Source organism: Pseudonocardia sp. WMMC193 (assembly GCF_021728735.1).
Lineage (GTDB): Bacteria > Actinomycetota > Actinomycetes > Mycobacteriales > Pseudonocardiaceae > Pseudonocardia > Pseudonocardia oroxyli.
In genome coordinates this window covers 2,063,130-2,078,279 of the sequence record NZ_JAKKDO010000003.1, presented here as the reverse complement: position 1 = coordinate 2,078,279, position 15,150 = coordinate 2,063,130, and the positions used below count along the sequence as shown (strand labels likewise).

At 73.1% G+C, this 15,150-nt stretch carries 15 protein-coding genes; 11 read left to right on the top strand and 4 right to left on the bottom strand.

Features of this window, described 5'->3' with window-relative positions; genetic code table 11:
* Positions 1-38 precede the first annotated feature (38 nt).
* A complete protein-coding gene (locus L3X23_RS11335) occupies positions 39-2,876 on the bottom strand; it encodes an FAD-binding and (Fe-S)-binding domain-containing protein (RefSeq protein ID WP_237192182.1) in 2,838 nt (945 codons plus the stop codon).
* A gap of 87 nt (positions 2,877-2,963) precedes the next feature.
* Here L3X23_RS11335 and L3X23_RS11330 point away from each other — a divergent pair, with 87 nt between their 5' ends.
* Entirely contained in the window at positions 2,964-3,638 is a 675-nt protein-coding gene (locus tag L3X23_RS11330) for a GntR family transcriptional regulator (protein ID WP_237192181.1), read from the top strand.
* Positions 3,639-3,661: 23 nt separating this feature from the next.
* Complete coding sequence (locus L3X23_RS11325) at positions 3,662-3,799, top strand: hypothetical protein (RefSeq protein ID WP_237192180.1); 138 nt, start codon at positions 3,662-3,664, stop codon at positions 3,797-3,799.
* An 8-nt stretch (positions 3,800-3,807) separates the two neighbouring features.
* Here L3X23_RS11325 and L3X23_RS11320 read toward each other — a convergent pair whose 3' ends face one another.
* Complete coding sequence (locus L3X23_RS11320) at positions 3,808-4,557, bottom strand: SDR family NAD(P)-dependent oxidoreductase (protein ID WP_237192179.1); 750 nt, start codon at positions 4,555-4,557, stop codon at positions 3,808-3,810.
* A gap of 91 nt (positions 4,558-4,648) precedes the next feature.
* Here L3X23_RS11320 and L3X23_RS11315 point away from each other — a divergent pair, with 91 nt between their 5' ends.
* The gene (locus tag L3X23_RS11315; RefSeq protein ID WP_237192178.1) at positions 4,649-5,251 is read left to right on the top strand and encodes a TetR/AcrR family transcriptional regulator; all 603 of its coding nucleotides are present in this window, start codon (positions 4,649-4,651) and stop codon (positions 5,249-5,251) included.
* 16 nt (positions 5,252-5,267) lie between these two features.
* Here L3X23_RS11315 and L3X23_RS11310 read toward each other — a convergent pair whose 3' ends face one another.
* The gene (locus L3X23_RS11310; protein ID WP_237192177.1) at positions 5,268-5,861 is read right to left on the bottom strand and encodes a TetR/AcrR family transcriptional regulator; all 594 of its coding nucleotides are present in this window, start codon (positions 5,859-5,861) and stop codon (positions 5,268-5,270) included.
* Positions 5,858-6,472, bottom strand: a complete 615-nt coding sequence (locus L3X23_RS11305; RefSeq protein WP_237192176.1) for a TetR/AcrR family transcriptional regulator — start codon at positions 6,470-6,472, stop codon at positions 5,858-5,860. Before L3X23_RS11305 ends, L3X23_RS11310 begins: the two co-directional genes overlap by 4 nt.
* Before the next feature lie 114 nt (positions 6,473-6,586).
* Here L3X23_RS11305 and L3X23_RS11300 point away from each other — a divergent pair, with 114 nt between their 5' ends.
* From L3X23_RS11300 to L3X23_RS11265, 8 genes are read left to right on the top strand one after another with little or no spacing between them, the layout of a single operon-like run.
* Positions 6,587-6,973, top strand: coding sequence for a DUF485 domain-containing protein (locus L3X23_RS11300; RefSeq protein ID WP_237192175.1), 387 nt, complete (start codon positions 6,587-6,589; stop codon positions 6,971-6,973).
* Positions 6,970-8,526 (top strand): cation acetate symporter, encoded by a 1,557-nt coding sequence (locus L3X23_RS11295; RefSeq protein ID WP_237192174.1) that lies wholly within the window; start codon positions 6,970-6,972, stop codon positions 8,524-8,526. Before L3X23_RS11300 ends, L3X23_RS11295 begins: the two co-directional genes overlap by 4 nt.
* Positions 8,527-8,564: 38 nt before the next feature.
* On the top strand, positions 8,565-10,199 hold the full coding sequence (locus tag L3X23_RS11290) for a class I adenylate-forming enzyme family protein (RefSeq protein WP_237192173.1): 1,635 nt from the start codon (positions 8,565-8,567) through the stop codon (positions 10,197-10,199).
* Between the two features lie 33 nt (positions 10,200-10,232).
* Positions 10,233-11,036 carry an SRPBCC family protein gene (locus tag L3X23_RS11285; RefSeq protein ID WP_237192172.1) on the top strand — a complete coding sequence of 268 codons (804 nt, stop codon included), beginning with the start codon at positions 10,233-10,235 and terminating at the stop codon, positions 11,034-11,036.
* A complete protein-coding gene (locus tag L3X23_RS11280; protein WP_237192171.1) occupies positions 11,033-12,451 on the top strand; it encodes an aldehyde dehydrogenase family protein in 1,419 nt (472 codons plus the stop codon). The genes L3X23_RS11285 and L3X23_RS11280 overlap by 4 nt, the downstream gene beginning before the upstream one ends.
* On the top strand, positions 12,448-13,569 hold the full coding sequence (locus tag L3X23_RS11275) for a zinc-binding dehydrogenase (RefSeq protein WP_237192170.1): 1,122 nt from the start codon (positions 12,448-12,450) through the stop codon (positions 13,567-13,569). The genes L3X23_RS11280 and L3X23_RS11275 overlap by 4 nt, the downstream gene beginning before the upstream one ends.
* The gene (locus L3X23_RS11270) at positions 13,566-14,363 is read left to right on the top strand and encodes an MBL fold metallo-hydrolase (RefSeq protein WP_237192169.1); all 798 of its coding nucleotides are present in this window, start codon (positions 13,566-13,568) and stop codon (positions 14,361-14,363) included. Before L3X23_RS11275 ends, L3X23_RS11270 begins: the two co-directional genes overlap by 4 nt.
* Positions 14,364-14,376: 13 nt before the next feature.
* A complete protein-coding gene (locus L3X23_RS11265) occupies positions 14,377-15,141 on the top strand; it encodes an SDR family NAD(P)-dependent oxidoreductase (RefSeq protein ID WP_237192168.1) in 765 nt (254 codons plus the stop codon).
* Positions 15,142-15,150 lie beyond the last annotated feature (9 nt).

The following is a 15,150-nucleotide window of genomic DNA, read 5'->3' as shown; positions in this document are numbered from 1 at the left end:
ATCCCATCGGCGCGGTGATCCGGAGCCCGCGTCCCGGCTCACGGCCGGGTCGCCTGCTCCACCAGCTCGAGGACGTGGACGTAGGGCTGTCCGGTCGCCCGGGTCATCCCGAGTTCGCAGGTGCGGTTGCACGAGGCGAACGCGCTGTGCCCACCGGCGGTGATCTCCGCGGCCTGGGCCCGGGTGGCGGAGGCGGTGAGCTCGGGGTGCAGCAGCCCGCGGTCCCCGGCGAAACCGCAGCAGCCCCAGGTCTGGGGAACGGTCACCGAGGTCGCGACGGCACCGGCGACGGTCTGGAGGGCGTCGGTGAGTCCCATCCGGGTCGCCGAGCAGGTCGGGTGGAGCGCCAGGTCGTCGACGGGTGCGGTCACCGTCAGCCGGGGGAGCAGGTGGGTGGCACAGAACTCGACAGCGTCGACGACGGTGATCCCCCGGAACCGCTCGGGGCCGTGCTCGACCATCTGCCGCACTCCCTCGGTGCACGAGGACGCGTCGAGGACGACGGGGAGCTCGCCCCGGCGGGTGGCCTGCCAGAGGGCGGGCAGGACCCGGTCGGCCATCTCCTGGTAGCCGCGGGTCAGCCCCTTGGACCGCCAGGGGGTGCCGCAGCAGAGGCGGGTGGCCGCGGGCGGCGGGACGAGACCGACGCCCGCCCGCTCGCACAGCAGGGCGAACGCGGCGGCGGACCCGGCGGTCGACGGCGTGGCCGGGCCGAACATGGTGCCGGTGCAGGAGGGGAAGAAGACGGCTTGCGCCACCCCGGACGACGGGACGTCGGACGGGTGCCCGCCGCGGGGGAGCTCGGGGGACCACAGCGGGAGGGCGTCGGGTCCGGCGACCCTGCGTCCGGCCCGGTTGGCCGCCTCGACGACCGGGGTGGGCAGGGCCGCGGCGGCGGTGAGCGCGGCCGACGCGGCGCGGGTGGTCAGGTCCCACCGTCGGCCCGCGGCCGTCCAGGCGGCCTCGGTGGCGCGGCCCGCGCGGTCGGCCCGGAGGCGTTTGACGAGGTCGCCGGTGTTGATGAGGACGGGGCAGGTGGTCTGGCACATGCCGTCCGCGGCGCAGGTCTCCACGCCGTCGTAGTCGTAGTCCGCCTCCAGGAGGTCGGCGAGCTCGACGTCCCCGGCGCGGCGGGCCCGTTCGATCTCCCGGCGCAGGACGATGCGTTGGCGGGGTGTCGTGGTCAGGTCGCGGCTGGGGCAGACCGGCTCGCAGAAACCGCACTCCACGCAGCGGTCGGCCTCGGGCTCGATCGGCGGGGTGGTCTTGAGATCGCGCAGGTGGATGTCGGCGTCCTCGCTCAGCAGGACGCCGGGGTTGAGGACTCCCTCGGGGTCGCAGAGCCGCTTGATCTCGCGCATGACGGCGTAGAGCTCGTCCCCGTACTGGCGGCGGACGAACGGCGCCATCATGCGGCCGGTGCCGTGCTCGGCCTTGAGGGAGCCGCCCTGGCCGAGGACGAGGTCGACCATGTCGTCGGTGAACCGGGCGAACCGGTCCAGGGAGGCGCCCTCGCCCGCGAGCTGCTCGGTGAGCATGAAGTGGATGTTGCCGTCCTTGGCGTGGCCGAAGATCACGGCGTCGCTGTACCCGTGCGTGCGGAACAGGGACGTGAGCCGCTCGCAGGTGGGCAGCAGCTGCGGGACCGGCACGACGACGTCCTCCAGCAGCGCGGTCGTGCCGGCCGGTCGCGCTTCGGCGACCATCGCGTAGAGACCCTTGCGGATGTGCCACATCCCGGCCCGGGCGGCCGGGTCCGCGGTGAGCTCGTCCGGGCCGATGATCGGGAGACCGCCGATGGTGGCGCGCGCGGCGAGGGCGAGCTCGTCGACGCCGTCGGCGGTGGCGGCCTGGTACTCGACGAGCAGGGCGGCGTGCTCGTCGACCGGGAGCGTGCGCAGCCGCTCGTCGGCCGCCGGGTCCCGCTGCCCGACGCGCAGGGACGTGGCGTCGAGCAGCTCGATCGACACGGGGGACGAGTCGACCAACCCGGGCAGCGCGCCGGTGGCCGCGGCGAGGTCCTCGAAGACCAGGAGCCCGGTGCGGGTGTGCGGCAGGACGGGCACGGTCCGCAGGACGATCGACGCGATGAACGCGAGCGTGCCTTCGCTGCCGACCACGAGGTGGGCCAGGATGTCGGCGGGCGCGCGGAAGTCCAGCAGCGAGTTGATCCCGTAGCCCATCGTGTTCTTCATCGAGAACTGTCGCTCGACGCGGGCCCGGAGGTCGGGGGACTCGCGAACCCGGTCCCGCAGCCGGCACAGCCCGGCGTACAGCTCGGGTTCCCGGGCGCGCAGCGCGGCGTCCGCGTCCGCCGCTCCCGTGTCGACGACGGTGCCGGAGGGCAGGACCAGCACCATCGACTCCAGCGTGGCGTAGCTGTTGGCGGTGGTGCCGCAGGCCATGCCGCTGGAGTTGTTGGCGACCACCCCGCCGACGGTGCAGGCGACCTCGCTGGCCGGGTCCGGGCCCAGCTTGCGGCCGTGGCGGAGGAGGCGGGCGTTGACCTGGCGGATCGTGGCCCCGGGTCCGACCCGGACCCGGTGTCCTGAGTCGAGGACCTCGATGGACCGGAAGCGGGAGCGGGTGTCCACGAGGAGGCCGGTCGTGCCCGCCTGCCCGGACAGGCTCGTGCCGCCGGAGCGGAAGGTCAACGGGAGCCCCGTCGACCGGGCGGCGGCGAACAGCCTGCCGACCGCTGCGGCGTCGTGGGGGCGCGCGACCGCGCTGGGGACCAGGTGGAAGTGCGAGGCGTCGTGGGCGTGGGCCAGCCGGTCGGTCATGCGCTCGTGGAGCGTGCCGCCTGCACCGAGCGCCTCGCGGACCGCGGCCAAGGGGCCCTCCGACGTGTGGTCGTGGCGACGAGCCCGCTGCATCGGCATTGTCTAGTTGTATGACAACCGCACGTGTCCGGTCAACGACCGTGGTCCGCTAGCGTTCGTCCGGCGCCGGAAGGGGGTGGCATGGGTCGGCTCGAGACGGTCTCGGTGACCACGTCGCTGATCGCGACCATGCGGGCCGAGATCCTCGACGGGAAGATCGCGCCGGGACGGGGGCTCTCGGAGAACGAGGTGGCCGCCGAGTACCAGGTGTCGAGGCCCACCGCGCGGGTGGCGATCACCCAGCTCGTCCTCGAGGGTCTGCTCCGGCGGGAGGGCCGTCAGCAGCCGGCCCGGGTGCCGCAGCTGGCCGCCGCGGACGTCGCCGATCTCTTCCTCGTCCGGATCCCGCTCGAGCTGGAGGCGGTGGACCTGGTCGCGGGACGGGCCGAGGCCCACGAGACGGCCGGACGCGCGGTCGACGACCTGCGGGCCATCGACGAGAGCAGGCCGCACAGCGACTTCGTCGAGGCCGACCTGCGCTTCCACCGCGCCCTGGTCGACGGCATCGGTAGCCCGCGCCTGTCCGCTCACTACGAGCGGCTCACCGGCGAGATCCACCTGTCCATGGTCCAGTCGCGCTCGGTGCTGGGTCGCGAGCGCATCGCCGCCGAACACGAGGCGGTCCTCGACGCCCTGCGCCTCGGTGACGTCGAGCAGGCGCGGGTGCGGATGCGCGCCCACCTGGCCGGGGCGCGAGACGCGATGATGGCGGCGCTGGCGAAGGACGGGGAGCCGCGGCGCGCCCCCGTGGCCTGACGTCGTCGCCTCAGATCGCGGCCGTGGCGGCCGCGGTCGGCTTCGGTGGCGTCTTCACCCTGACCGCCGTGTTCATCCTGGCCTGCGGCTTGACCGTGGGGCTCTTCGGTGAGCGCACCCGCGGCCGTCGCCTCGAGGAGATCGGAGAGACCGTGCCCTGAGGGGAGCGCTAGCGCGACGGACCCTCCGGCGTCGCGGTGTGGGCGGCCAGGTCGAAGGTGCGGGGAGGGCCGGCGAGCGTGTTCTTGGACTCGACCGCCACCGCGTCCATGATCTCGAGCTCCCCGGCCTCGAGCCCGTCCAGGGCGAGCCGGACGAGGTCGGCGGGTGCCGTCATGGCCTCCTCGGAGAGGGTCATCCCGGCCTGTCGCACGAAGTCGCGCAGGGTGTCGGTCGCCACGAGCCCGGGGACGAGGGCGGTGACGAGCGTGCCCTGCTCGGCGAGCTCCGCCCGGATCCCGTTGGTGAGCCCCCACTCGGCGGACTTGGCGGCGGCGTAGGCGGTGTTGCCGAGCACGGTGGTCCAGGCCACGGCGGAGAGCACGTTGAGGATGGCTCCGCCACCGTTGCGGGCGAGGATCGGAGCGAACGCGCGGACCATGGCGAGGGTGCCGAAGTAGTTGGACTCCATCACGTCCCGGATCGCGGCGAGGTCACCCGTGACGAGGTTCCCGCCGTCGGTCGAGGCGGCGTTGTTGACCAGCACGTCGACGTCGGTGGCGATCTCCGCGACCGCGGCGACCGAGGCCGGGTCGGTGATGTCGAGACGCAGGACCTCGGCGCCGGGGATGTCGACCAGCTCAGGACGGCGGGCGGTCGCGTAGACCCGAGCACCGCGCCGGAGCAGTTCGGTGGCGAAGCAGGGGCCGATGCCGCGGTTGGTACCGGTGACGAGTGCGGTGGCGCCGGTGAGCTTCATGGTGTCTCCTCGCTGATTAACATGACCGAGTGGTCATGTTGATGACGCTAGCGACAACATGACCGCACGGTCAACTTGCTAGGATGCGGTCGTGAGCACACCTGCCCGCTCCCTGCGCGCCGATGCGGCCCGCAATCGTGAGCTGCTCCTCGCCGCGGCGGAGGAGGAGTTCGCGGAGCGGGGGCTGGACGCCTCGATGGCGGACATCGCGAGCCGGGCGGGCGTGGCGAAGGGCACGGTCTTCCGGCATTTCGCCACGAAGGAGGACCTGGTGGCGGCGATCGTCGGCGACCAGTTCGCCGCGCTCGCGGTCGTCGCGCGGGAGCTGCTGGGCGCCCCCGACGCGGGGGAGGCCCTGCTGGAGTTCCTCACGGTGGCCGCGGCCGCCCTGCAGCGCCGCGACCTCACCTTCCTGCAGGCGTTCAGCGAGGGCCACCCGATGGTGAGCGACCGGCGTGACCAGCTGCACGCCGCTGTCGGAGCGCTCGTGGACCGGGCGCAGGCGGCCGGCGTCCTACGCCCGGACGTCACGGGCACCGACGTGTTCCTCCTGGTCTGCGCGCCGGTGCACGCCGCCGGGTTCCACCCCCGTCCGGAGTCGGATCTCTGGCGCCGCTACCTGGGCGTCATCTTCGACGGCCTGCGGCGGGAAGGAGCCACACCGCTGCCGCGCCCCGCGCCGCCGTGGCCGTGAACGCCCGACCGGGCGCTCAGCGCTGCCCGACCCCCACGATGCTCAGGGCGAACTCCGAGTACTCGCGCGCGACCTGGGCCACGCTGATCGGCCCGTCGTCCTGGTACCAGCGCGCGATGCTCACGCACATCTCCCGTATCGCGAAGGAGGCCAGCGCAGGGGAGTCCACGGTGAACCGGCCCGCGGCCACGCCCTCGGTGATGATCAGCCGGAGCTGGTGCTCGTGCTCGCGGCGGAGGGCCTGCATCCGCGAGCGGTCGGGTTCCTCCAGGCTCGAGGTGTCCCGGTTGACCACGATCGCCTCCCGGCGGTGGGTGGCGTGGCGCTGCGCGTAGACCAGGACCGCGTGGTAGAGCCGGTCGACGGGCTCGGTGCGACCCTCGACGGCGGCGTGGAAGTCGTCGAGGACGCCTTGCGCCGTCGCCTCCACGATGGTCCGCAGGAGCTCCTGTTTCGAGCGCATGTGGTTGTAGAGGCTCGGCGTGCGCACGGCGAGCGCGTCGGCGATCTGGCTCAGCGCCGTGCCGTGGTAGCCGCGCTCGGCGAAGAGCGTGAGTGCGGCGTCCAGTACCGTCCCCCTCGTCACCGCGTCCCGGACAGAACCGGTCATGGCCGGTACCTCACGATCTGGAGCGCGAACTCCCCGTACTCGTCGGCGACCTGCTCGGGCGTGCGCGGGCCGTCCTCCCGGAACCAGCGGGCGATGCTCACACTCATCTCCAGGATGGCGAACGAGGCGAGCCCGGGGTTGCCCACGGCGAAGACGCCGCTCTCGATCCCGCGGATGATGATCGCGCGGATGGCGCGTTCGTGACTCCGCCGCCGCTCGCGCATGGTCGTGAGCGCCGGCTCGGGCAGGCTCGTGGTGTCCCGGTTGACGACGAGAGCCTCGCGCCGGCGGGTGGCGTGGCGCAGCGCGTAGACGCGGGTCGCGGCCCGCAACTGCGCGGCGGGGTCGTCGAGCCCGGCGACGGCGGCGTCGAAGTCCGCGCGCACCTCGTCCAGGGTCTGGCCGACCAGCGTCTCGAGCAGCTCCTGCTTGGAGCGCATGTGGTTGTACAGGCTCGGGGTGCGGATCCCCAGGCGATCCGCGATCTGGCTCAGCGCCGTGCCGTGGTAACCGCGTTCGGCGAACAGCGTGAGGGCGGCGTCGAGCACGGCCTCGGTCGTGACCGTCGGCCGGGTCGCGGGCGGGGTGGCGCGCGTGTCCGCAGACGGCATGGCCGTGATCCTATGTCCTCTTGCCTGCGTCGGCCCGGCCGCTTATCGTCTCGTCACCGAGACTTACGAGCGTTAGCTAGTCTCGTCCCCCTGCCGTGACCGAAGGAGCTCTCGATGACGAGACCGCAAGAAGTCGACTGGGAGGTCCTCCGGGCGTCCGCACCCTTCCGGGAGCTCGCCGCAGCCCGGCGCCGGTTCGTGCGCACCGCGGCCACGGTCCTGCTCGGCTGGTTCGCCGTGTTCCTGGCGGTGATCGGCGCGGCGCCCGGTCTCGCGGCCACGGTCGTGGTCGCCGGAATGACCGTCGGGTTCCTGCTCGGACTGAGCCAGTTCGTACTCGCCTGGATCCTGACCTGGCTGTACCTGCGCGCGGCCAACACCCGGTTCGCCCCCTTGGAACGCGAGGTCGAGTCGCTCGCGGCGGCGACGGGCGGACCGGGGGACGGCGCCGAGGACGCGGCCGCCGCGCGGAGCGCCGACGGTTCCGGGGCGCAGCGGTGAACGCCACCCGCCTGATCGCCTTCGCCCTGCTCGTCGGGGTGACGCTGGGGATCACCGTCTGGGCCTCGCGCAGGACGCGATCGGCGACCGACTTCTTCGCCGCGGGCCGTGGCATCTCCGGCCCGCAGAACGGCCTGGCCATCGCGGGCGATCTGATGTCCGCGGCGACGTTCCTCGGCTTCACCGGGCTGATGTACCTGTCCGGCTTCGACGGTTGGATCATGCCGTCGGTCACCCTGGTCGCGTTCGTGCTCATCCTGCTGCTGTTCGCCGAGCGGATGCGCAACGCGGGCAGCTTCACCGTGGCCGACGTCCTCTCCTTCCGGCTGCGGGACCGTCCGGTCCGCGCCGCCACCGCCGCCTCGACCGTGCTCGTCGCGGTCATCTACCTGGTCGCCCAGCTCGTGGGCGCCGGTGTGCTGATCCGTGCGCTGACCGGCCTCGACTTCGTTCCGGCCGTCATCGTGACCGGCCTGGCGATGCTCGCGTACGTGGTCTTCGGGGGCATGCTCGCCACCACATGGGTGCAGATCATCAAAGCGGTGCTGCTGCTCGTCGCTGGCGCCGCGCTGACCATCGGCGTGCTGGTCCACACCGGGTTCGACCTGGGCGTGCTCTTCGCCACCGCGGCGGCCCACAGCCCGTCCCCGGAGACGTACCTGGCCCCGGGCGGATCGGGCCGGACCTTCCTGGACACCGTGTCGGTCGCGCTCGCGTTCGCCATCGGCACCGCCGCACTGCCCCACATCCTGATCCGGTTCTTCACCGTCCCGGACGCGAGGCAGGCCCGCAGTTCGGCAGGCTGGGCCACTGCGCTGATCGGCGTCTTCTTCGTGATGACGGCGTTCATCGGCTTCGGTGCCCGCGCCCTGCTGCCCGCCGAGGCCGACCAGGCGGTGGGCAGGAGCGGCAACCTGGCCGCGCCGCTGCTGGCCGAGTTCCTCGGCGGAGGGGTGGGCACGCTGGGTGGTGACCTGTTCGTCGCGTTCGTGTCCGCGGTCGCCTTCGCGACCATCCTCGCGGTGGTCTCCGGCCTGGTCCTCTCCGCGTCCGGAGCGGTGGCGCACGACCTGTGGGTCAACGTGATCCGTCGGGGCGACCCGGGCGCGAAGGAGACCACGGTCGCACGGGTCGCCGCCGCCGCGATCGGTGCCGTCGCGATCGTGATCACCCTGGTGATGGGGCCGAACTTCAACGTGGCGTTCCTGGTCGGGCTGGCCCTGTCCGTCGCGGCGGGGGCCAACTTCCCCGCCCTGCTGCTGGCCCTCACCTGGCGGCGGTTCACCACGGCGGGCGCCATCGCGGGCATCACCGCCGGCTTGGTCACGTCGATCCTCTGCATCGTGCTCGGCCCGGCGGTGTGGCCCGGTGGGGCCGCGTCGGCTCCGTACCCGGTGGAGTACCCGACACTGCTCGCGATCCCGGTCGGCTTCCTCGCCTGCTGGATCGGCACCGTGCTGTCCCGGGAGCGGGGCGCCTCCCGCTCCTTCGCCGAGCTCGAGGTCCGCTCCCAGACAGGGATCGGCTCCGAGCCGGCCGCGACCTCGCACTAGAGCGACTCGCATCCCCACCCCGAACCCGAGGAGGAACGGTGCTGCGCACGGAGTACATCGCGACCGTGCCGGAACTGCTGGCAGGCCACGCCGAGTCCCGGCCGGACGCCATCGCCTACGTCGACGACCAGCGGACCCTGACCTACGGCGAGCTCGTCGAGTCGACCGCCCGCCTGGCCGGTCATCTGCAGGAGCTGGGTCTGCGACGCGGCGATCGGGTGCTGCTCTACCTGGACAACCGGGTCGAGGTGGCCGAGTCCTACCTGGCGGTGCCGCGGGCCGGCGCGGTCGCGGTGTGCGCCAACCCGCAGGCGGCCACCGCCGAGGTCGCGCACATCCTGTCCGACAGCGGATCCCGCGTCGTCGTCACCGATGCGGAGCATCTCCCACTCGTGCGGGAGCTCGCCGGCGACACCGAACTGCTCGCCGTGCTCGTCGTCGGCGACCCACCGGCCGGCGGCGGTCCGGCCCAGGGTCGCGAGATCGCCTACGCCGACCTGGTGGGCGCCGCCGCCCCGCAGGCACCGCGGGACTGCCTGACCCTCGACGACACCGCCTGGATGCTCTACACCTCCGGGACCACCGGCCGACCCAAGGGGGTCTACCTCACCCAGCGTGGATGCTTCTGGGTCGTGGCGGCCTGCTGGGCGCCGATCGCCGGTCTGAATCCGGACGACGTGCTGCTGAGCGCGCTGCCGCTGTTCCACTCCTACGCCCTGGTGCTCTGCGTCCTCGGCGTGTTCGCGGTGGGCGCCACCGCCCGGATCGTGCCGCGGTTCTCCGTCACGGACACCCCGTCTCGCTTCGCCGGTGCCCCGGAGGGGGACGTCACGATCTTCCCCGGCGTGCCGACGATGTTCCACTACCTGCTCGATCGCGTCGGCGACCAGGGCTTCACCGCCCCCGCGCTGCGCGTCTGCCTCTCGGCGGGGGCGATCCTGCCCGCCGCGGTGAACGAGAAGTTCGAGGCCGCGTTCGGCATCCGCCTGCTGGACGGCTACGGCATCACGGAGACCTCCACCATGGTCACGATGAACTGGCCGACCGGCACCCGGGTGATGGGGTCCTGCGGGCTGCCCCTGCCCGGCCTCTCCGTGCGGCTGGTCGACGCCTCGGGGGAGGACGTGGCGACGGGGGAGGAGGGCGAGCTGTGGGTTCAGGGCCCGAACGTCACCCCCGGCTACCACGACCTGCCGGACGCCACCGCCGCCGTGCTGGTCGACGGCTGGTACCGCACGGGTGACCTCGCCCGCCGGGACCCGCACGGCTACCTGCGGATCAGTGGTCGCACCAAGGAGCTGATCATCCGCGGCGGCGAGAACATCTACCCCGCGGAGATCGAGAACGTCCTGATCGCCTCGGACGAGGTCGCGGACGCGGCCGTCGTCGGGCTGTCGCACTCGCACCTGGGCGAGGTGCCGGTCGCCTTCGTCGTGCCGGCCCGCCCGGGCGCCTTCGACCACGAGGCGGTGCTGGCGCTGGCGCGCGGGCGCCTGTCCTCGTTCAAGCTCCCCGAGCGGCTCATCGAGTGCACGGCGATCCCGCGCACCGGGTCCGGGAAGGTCCTGCGGTTCCGGCTCCAGCAGCAGCTCGCCGAGGAGTCCGGGCCCGGCTCCGGGTGTCCGGGCGCACCTCGGTGTGGCCGCGGCCCCGCGTCTGACCTATCGTACTAAAGAGCGTTAGTTAGTGAGGAGCGCGAACAACCGATGGAGCTGATCAACACGTTCAGCGTGAGCGAGCCGGTGGACCGCGCCTGGGCCGTGATCACCGACCTCGAGCGGGTCGCCCCCTGCCTGCCGGGCGCCGCCCTCCTCGGGGTCGACGGCGACGACTACCAGGGGGCCGTCAAGATCAAGGTCGGGCCGGTCACCGCACAGTACGAGGGAGTGGCCCGCTTCGCGTCCCGGGACGACGACGCACACCACGCCGTGCTGCGCGCCGAGGGCCGGGACACGCGTGGGCAGGGCAACGCCGCCGCGACGATCGACCTCCGGCTCCACGCCAGGGGCGACGGCACCGAGGTCGTCGTCCTCACCGACCTCGAGCTCGCCGGACGGGTCGCCCAGTTCGGCCGCGGCGTGATCGCCGACGTCAGCGGCAAGCTGATCGGCCGGTTCGCCCAGCGGCTCGAGGACGAGATGGGTCGCGACTCGGCAGGCGCCGCCGCGTCCGCCCCCTCCACGAGCGGAGCGGCGCCGTCGAGAGACCGGGCCGTCGTGACGCCTGCCCGCTCGATCGACGACGTCGAGCCTCTCGACCTCGTGTCCGCAGGCGGCGGCGCCGCGCTCGGCCTGATCAAGCAGAACGCGATCCCGATCGGCCTGGGACTGCTGGGCCTGATCGGGGCCGTCCTGGTCGCGGCCTCGCGCCGGGCGACCCCGTCGCGCGCCGTGCCCGCGGCGGGGCCCGGTGTCGCGCCCGTGATCCTGCAGCTGGTCCTGCCGTCCGTCCCGGCGGCCCAGCACCCGACCCACGACACGCCCGTTCCCGGCGTGGAGGGAGACCGATGAGTGACGCCGCCGTGGAGCCGATCCACGAGCCGAACCTGTACATCGACGGACGATGGACCCCCGGTGGGGGTGTCGACCTGGAGGTCGAGAACCCGGCCACGGAGGAGATCACCGGCCGCATCACCCAGGCCTCGGTGGAGGACGTCGAGACGGCCGTCGCGGCCGCGCGCACGGCGTTCGGGCCGTGGGCCGCCACCCCCGTGGCCGAACGGGCCGCGGTGCTGCGCCGGCTCGGCGCGGTCCTCAGGGAGCGCGCCGACGTCTTCGCGGACATCGTCAACCGAGAGCAGGGCTCGCCGCCCCGGGTGGCCCGCGCCCTGCACGTCGACACCCCGATCGCGGTCGTCGACGCGACCGTCGAGGCCCTGGAGCGCTTCGAGTTCCGCTCGGAGCTGGGCAACTCGCTGATCCTGCGGGAGCCGGTCGGCGTCGTCGCGGCGATCACGCCGTGGAACCTGCCGCTGCACCAGGTCGTCGTGAAGGTCGTCCCGGCCCTGGCCGCCGGCACCACCGTGGTGCTGAAGCCCGCCGGGCTCACCCCGCTCGCGGCGTTCGAGCTGGCCCGCGCCTTCGAGGCCGCCGGGCTACCGGCGGGCGCCTTCAACCTCGTCCCGGGCAGCGGACGGGTGGTGGGCGACCTGCTCACCCGCCACCCCGGCGTCGACCAGGTCTCGTTCACCGGGTCCACCCCGGTCGGGCGCACCATCGCGGCCACCGCCGCGGAGTCGCTCAAGCGCGTCACCCTCGAGCTGGGCGGCAAGTCCGCCTCCGTCGTGCTCTCCGGCGCGTCCGACGCGCAGCTGGCCGCGGCCGTCAAGCTCACCGTCGCCAACTGCTTCCTCAACGGCGGCCAGACCTGCACGGCGCTCTCGCGCCTCATCGTGCCTGCCGACAGGATCGAGCAGGTCGAGGAGCTCGCCGCGGCCGCCGCCGCGAAGTACGCCCCCGGCTCGCGCCTGGGCCCGCTGATCTCGGCGGGCCGGCGCAAGGAGGTCCAGTCCTTCCTCGAGCCCGGTGCCGGTGGCGCGTCCGCGGTCACCGTGACCGCGCCGCTCGAGCTCCCGGAACGCGGCTACTACGTCACCCCGACCGTCGTCTCCCGGGTCGCCCCGGACTCCCGCCTGGCACAGGAGGAGGTCTTCGGCCCGGTGCTCGCGGTGCTCGCCGCCGGCTCGGACGACGATGCGGTGACGCTGGCCAACGACAGCATCTACGGTCTCGGTGGCGCCGTGTGGGGCCCGGACGAGGCCGCCCTGGAGGTCGCGGGGCGGCTGCAGACCGGTCAGGTCGACGTCAACGGCGGTGCCTTCAACCCGGGGGCCCCGTTCGGTGGCTACAAGCAGTCCGGCACGGGCCGGGAGATCGGCGAGTACGGCATCGCGGACGTCCTCGAGATCAAGGCGGTGCAGCGATGAGCGACCCGACGGTCGAGTACCCGCACGAGGTGCGCGCCGCGGTCCTGCGCGAGGTCGGCGCCCCCATGCAGGTCGAGACGATCCGCCTCAGGGCCGTCGGCCCCGGAGACGTGCGGGTGCGCATCGAGGCCACCGGCGTGTGCCACTCCGACCTCTCGCTGGCGAACGGCACGCTGGCTCAGCCGCTGCCCGCGGTCCTCGGACACGAAGCCTGCGGCACGGTCGTCGAGACCGGGGCGGAGGTCACGGACCTGGCCGTGGGCAGTCGGGTCATCCTGCTGTGGATCACCCCGTGCCGGGAGTGCCACCCCTGCACCCACGGCCAGCCCCACCTGTGCGAGAAGGGGTCCTCCCGCGCCGGCGAGCCCTACGCGGTGACTCGGGACGGCACGCCGGTGTACCCCGGTCTGACCGTCGGCTCGTTCGCCGAGCAGACCGTCGTCCCGCGCGGCGCCCTGGTGCCGGTCCCGGATGACATCGACACCGCCGACGCGGCCCTGCTGGGCTGCGCCGTGATGACCGGTGTCGGCGCGGCGACGCACACGGCGCACGTCACGAAGAAGTCGTCCGTCCTGGTCGTCGGCCTCGGCGGCGTCGGTCTCTCGGTCCTGCAGGGCGCCCGCCTCGCGGGTGCCACCACGATCGTCGCGGTCGACCGCAACACGGACAAGGAGGCGCTGGCCAAGGCCGCGGGCGCCACGCACTTCGTGCCCGCGGACGACACCACGAAGAAGGCGGTCCGGTCGCTCACCGGCGGCCGCGGGGCCGACTTCACCTTCGACTGCGTCGGCTCGTCGCGGACGATCCGGGACGTCTGGGGCCTGACCCGGCGCGGCGGGACCACGGTCGTCGTCGGGATCGGCGGCAAGGACGACGCGGTGCAGTTCTCCGCGCTCGAGCTGTTCCACTTCGCCCGCACCCTGAAGGGCTGTGTGGCCGGCTCGGTCGACGCCGAGGCGGACATGCCGCAGTTCTTCGACTGGGTCCGCGGCGGTGACCTGGACCTGCGCGGCCTGATCACCGGCCACGGCACCCTCGGCGACGTCGACCACGCGCTCGCCGAGCTCGCCGCCGGACGCGGGGTCCGCACCGTGCTCGCTCCCGTGGAGAAGTCGTGAAGGTCGGGGCGATCGAGATCGCCCCGATCCTCGACGGCGTGGGGCGCGAGCCGGCCGCGGAGGTCCTGACCCGGCCCGACGTCCCGGACGCGTGGGCGTGTCACTCCGAGCTGCTCGACGAGCACGGCACGCTGCACCTCGACCTCGGTGGGTTCCTCGTCCGGACCCGCGACCGCGTGGTGCTCGTCGACGCGGGGGTCGGCACCATCGACAACGGCAAGTACGCGGGCGGCCGGTTCCTCGACTCCCTGCGCGCCCAGGGAGTCGGGCCGGACGACGTCACCGACGTCGTGTTCACCCACCTGCACTTCGACCACGTCGGCTGGGCGACGGCGAAGGGGGAGGTCGTCTTCCCCCGCGCCACCTACCGCGTGCACGCGGCGGACTGGGCACACTTCGTCGAGTCGCCCGACGCCGAGCCCGGCGCCGTCCGCAAGCTGTCGCCGCTGCTGAGCCGGCTCGAGACCTTCGACACCGACGGGGAGCTCGCGCCGGGGCTCAGCGCCCGACACACCCCGGGCCACACCCCGGGTTCCACCGTCTACGTGGTGTCCGACGGTGACCGGCGGGCGCTGCTGCTCGGCGACGTCGCCCACTCGGTCGTCGAGCTCCACGAGCGCGACTGGGAGGCCGTCTTCGACGTCGACCCGGTGGCCGCGGCCGCGGTGCGCAACGCCCTGGCCGACGAGGTCGCGGACTCGACCGACCTCGTCGTGGGCGCCCACTTCCCCGGGTTGCGGTTCGGCCGGGTCGTCACGACCTCCGGCCACCGCACCTTCCACCAGCTCACCTAGGAGAGACGCCGTCATGGATCTTCAGCTCGCGGGCACCACCGTCCTGGTCACCGGGGCGGGGCAGGGCCTGGGCAGGTTCCTCGGACTGGGCTTCGCCCGCGAGGGCGCCACCGTCGCGTTCCACTACAACTCGTCCGCCGAGGGCGCCGAGAAGGCCGCGGCCGAGGCCGCGGAGCTGGGTGTGCGGTCGATCGCCGTCGGCGGCGACCTGCGTGATGCCGCCGCCGTGTCGCAGATCGTCGAGAGGACCGAGACCGAGCTGGGCCCGATCGGGGTCCTGGTCAACAACTCGGCGGTCACGAAGAAGCAGCGCTTCCTCGAGTCGACCCCCGAGGACTGGGCCCCGCAGATCGACGTCACGGTGACCGGGACGCTGCAGCTCACCCATGCCGTCGCCACGCGCATGGCCGAGCGCAGGAGCGGCTCGATCGTCAATCTGATGGGCGACTCGGGCCGGGTCGGCGAGTCGGGCCTGCTGGTCACCGCCACCGCCCGCTCGACCACCGTCGGCCTGACCCGCTCGCTGGCCAAGGAGCTGGCGCGCTTCGGGATCCGCTCCAACGCGGTCTCGCTGGCCCTGGTGCGCACGGACAACTTCGACGCCCACGCCGGCACGCCCGAGGCGGAGCAGATGAAGAAGATCCTCGCCCAGTACCCGCTGCGCCGCGTCGGGCATCCCGACGACATCGTCCCGATGGTGCTGCTGCTGGCCTCGCCGCTGTCGTCGTGGACGACCGGGCAGGTCGTCTCGGTCAACGGCGGCTACGCGATGCCCTGACCCCTCTAG

Coding starts and splice junctions, on each gene's coding strand:
- L3X23_RS11335 (WP_237192182.1), bottom strand. CDS start 2,876: ATGCAGCGGGCTCGTCGCCACGACCACACGTCGGAGGGCCCCTTGGCC.
- L3X23_RS11330 (WP_237192181.1), top strand. CDS start 2,964: ATGGGTCGGCTCGAGACGGTCTCGGTGACCACGTCGCTGATCGCGACC.
- L3X23_RS11320 (WP_237192179.1), bottom strand. CDS start 4,557: ATGAAGCTCACCGGCGCCACCGCACTCGTCACCGGTACCAACCGCGGC.
- L3X23_RS11310 (WP_237192177.1), bottom strand. CDS start 5,861: ATGACCGGTTCTGTCCGGGACGCGGTGACGAGGGGGACGGTACTGGAC.
- L3X23_RS11305 (WP_237192176.1), bottom strand. CDS start 6,472: ATGCCGTCTGCGGACACGCGCGCCACCCCGCCCGCGACCCGGCCGACG.
- L3X23_RS11300 (WP_237192175.1), top strand. CDS start 6,587: ATGACGAGACCGCAAGAAGTCGACTGGGAGGTCCTCCGGGCGTCCGCA.
- L3X23_RS11285 (WP_237192172.1), top strand. CDS start 10,233: ATGGAGCTGATCAACACGTTCAGCGTGAGCGAGCCGGTGGACCGCGCC.
- L3X23_RS11280 (WP_237192171.1), top strand. CDS start 11,033: ATGAGTGACGCCGCCGTGGAGCCGATCCACGAGCCGAACCTGTACATC.
- L3X23_RS11275 (WP_237192170.1), top strand. CDS start 12,448: ATGAGCGACCCGACGGTCGAGTACCCGCACGAGGTGCGCGCCGCGGTC.
- L3X23_RS11265 (WP_237192168.1), top strand. CDS start 14,377: ATGGATCTTCAGCTCGCGGGCACCACCGTCCTGGTCACCGGGGCGGGG.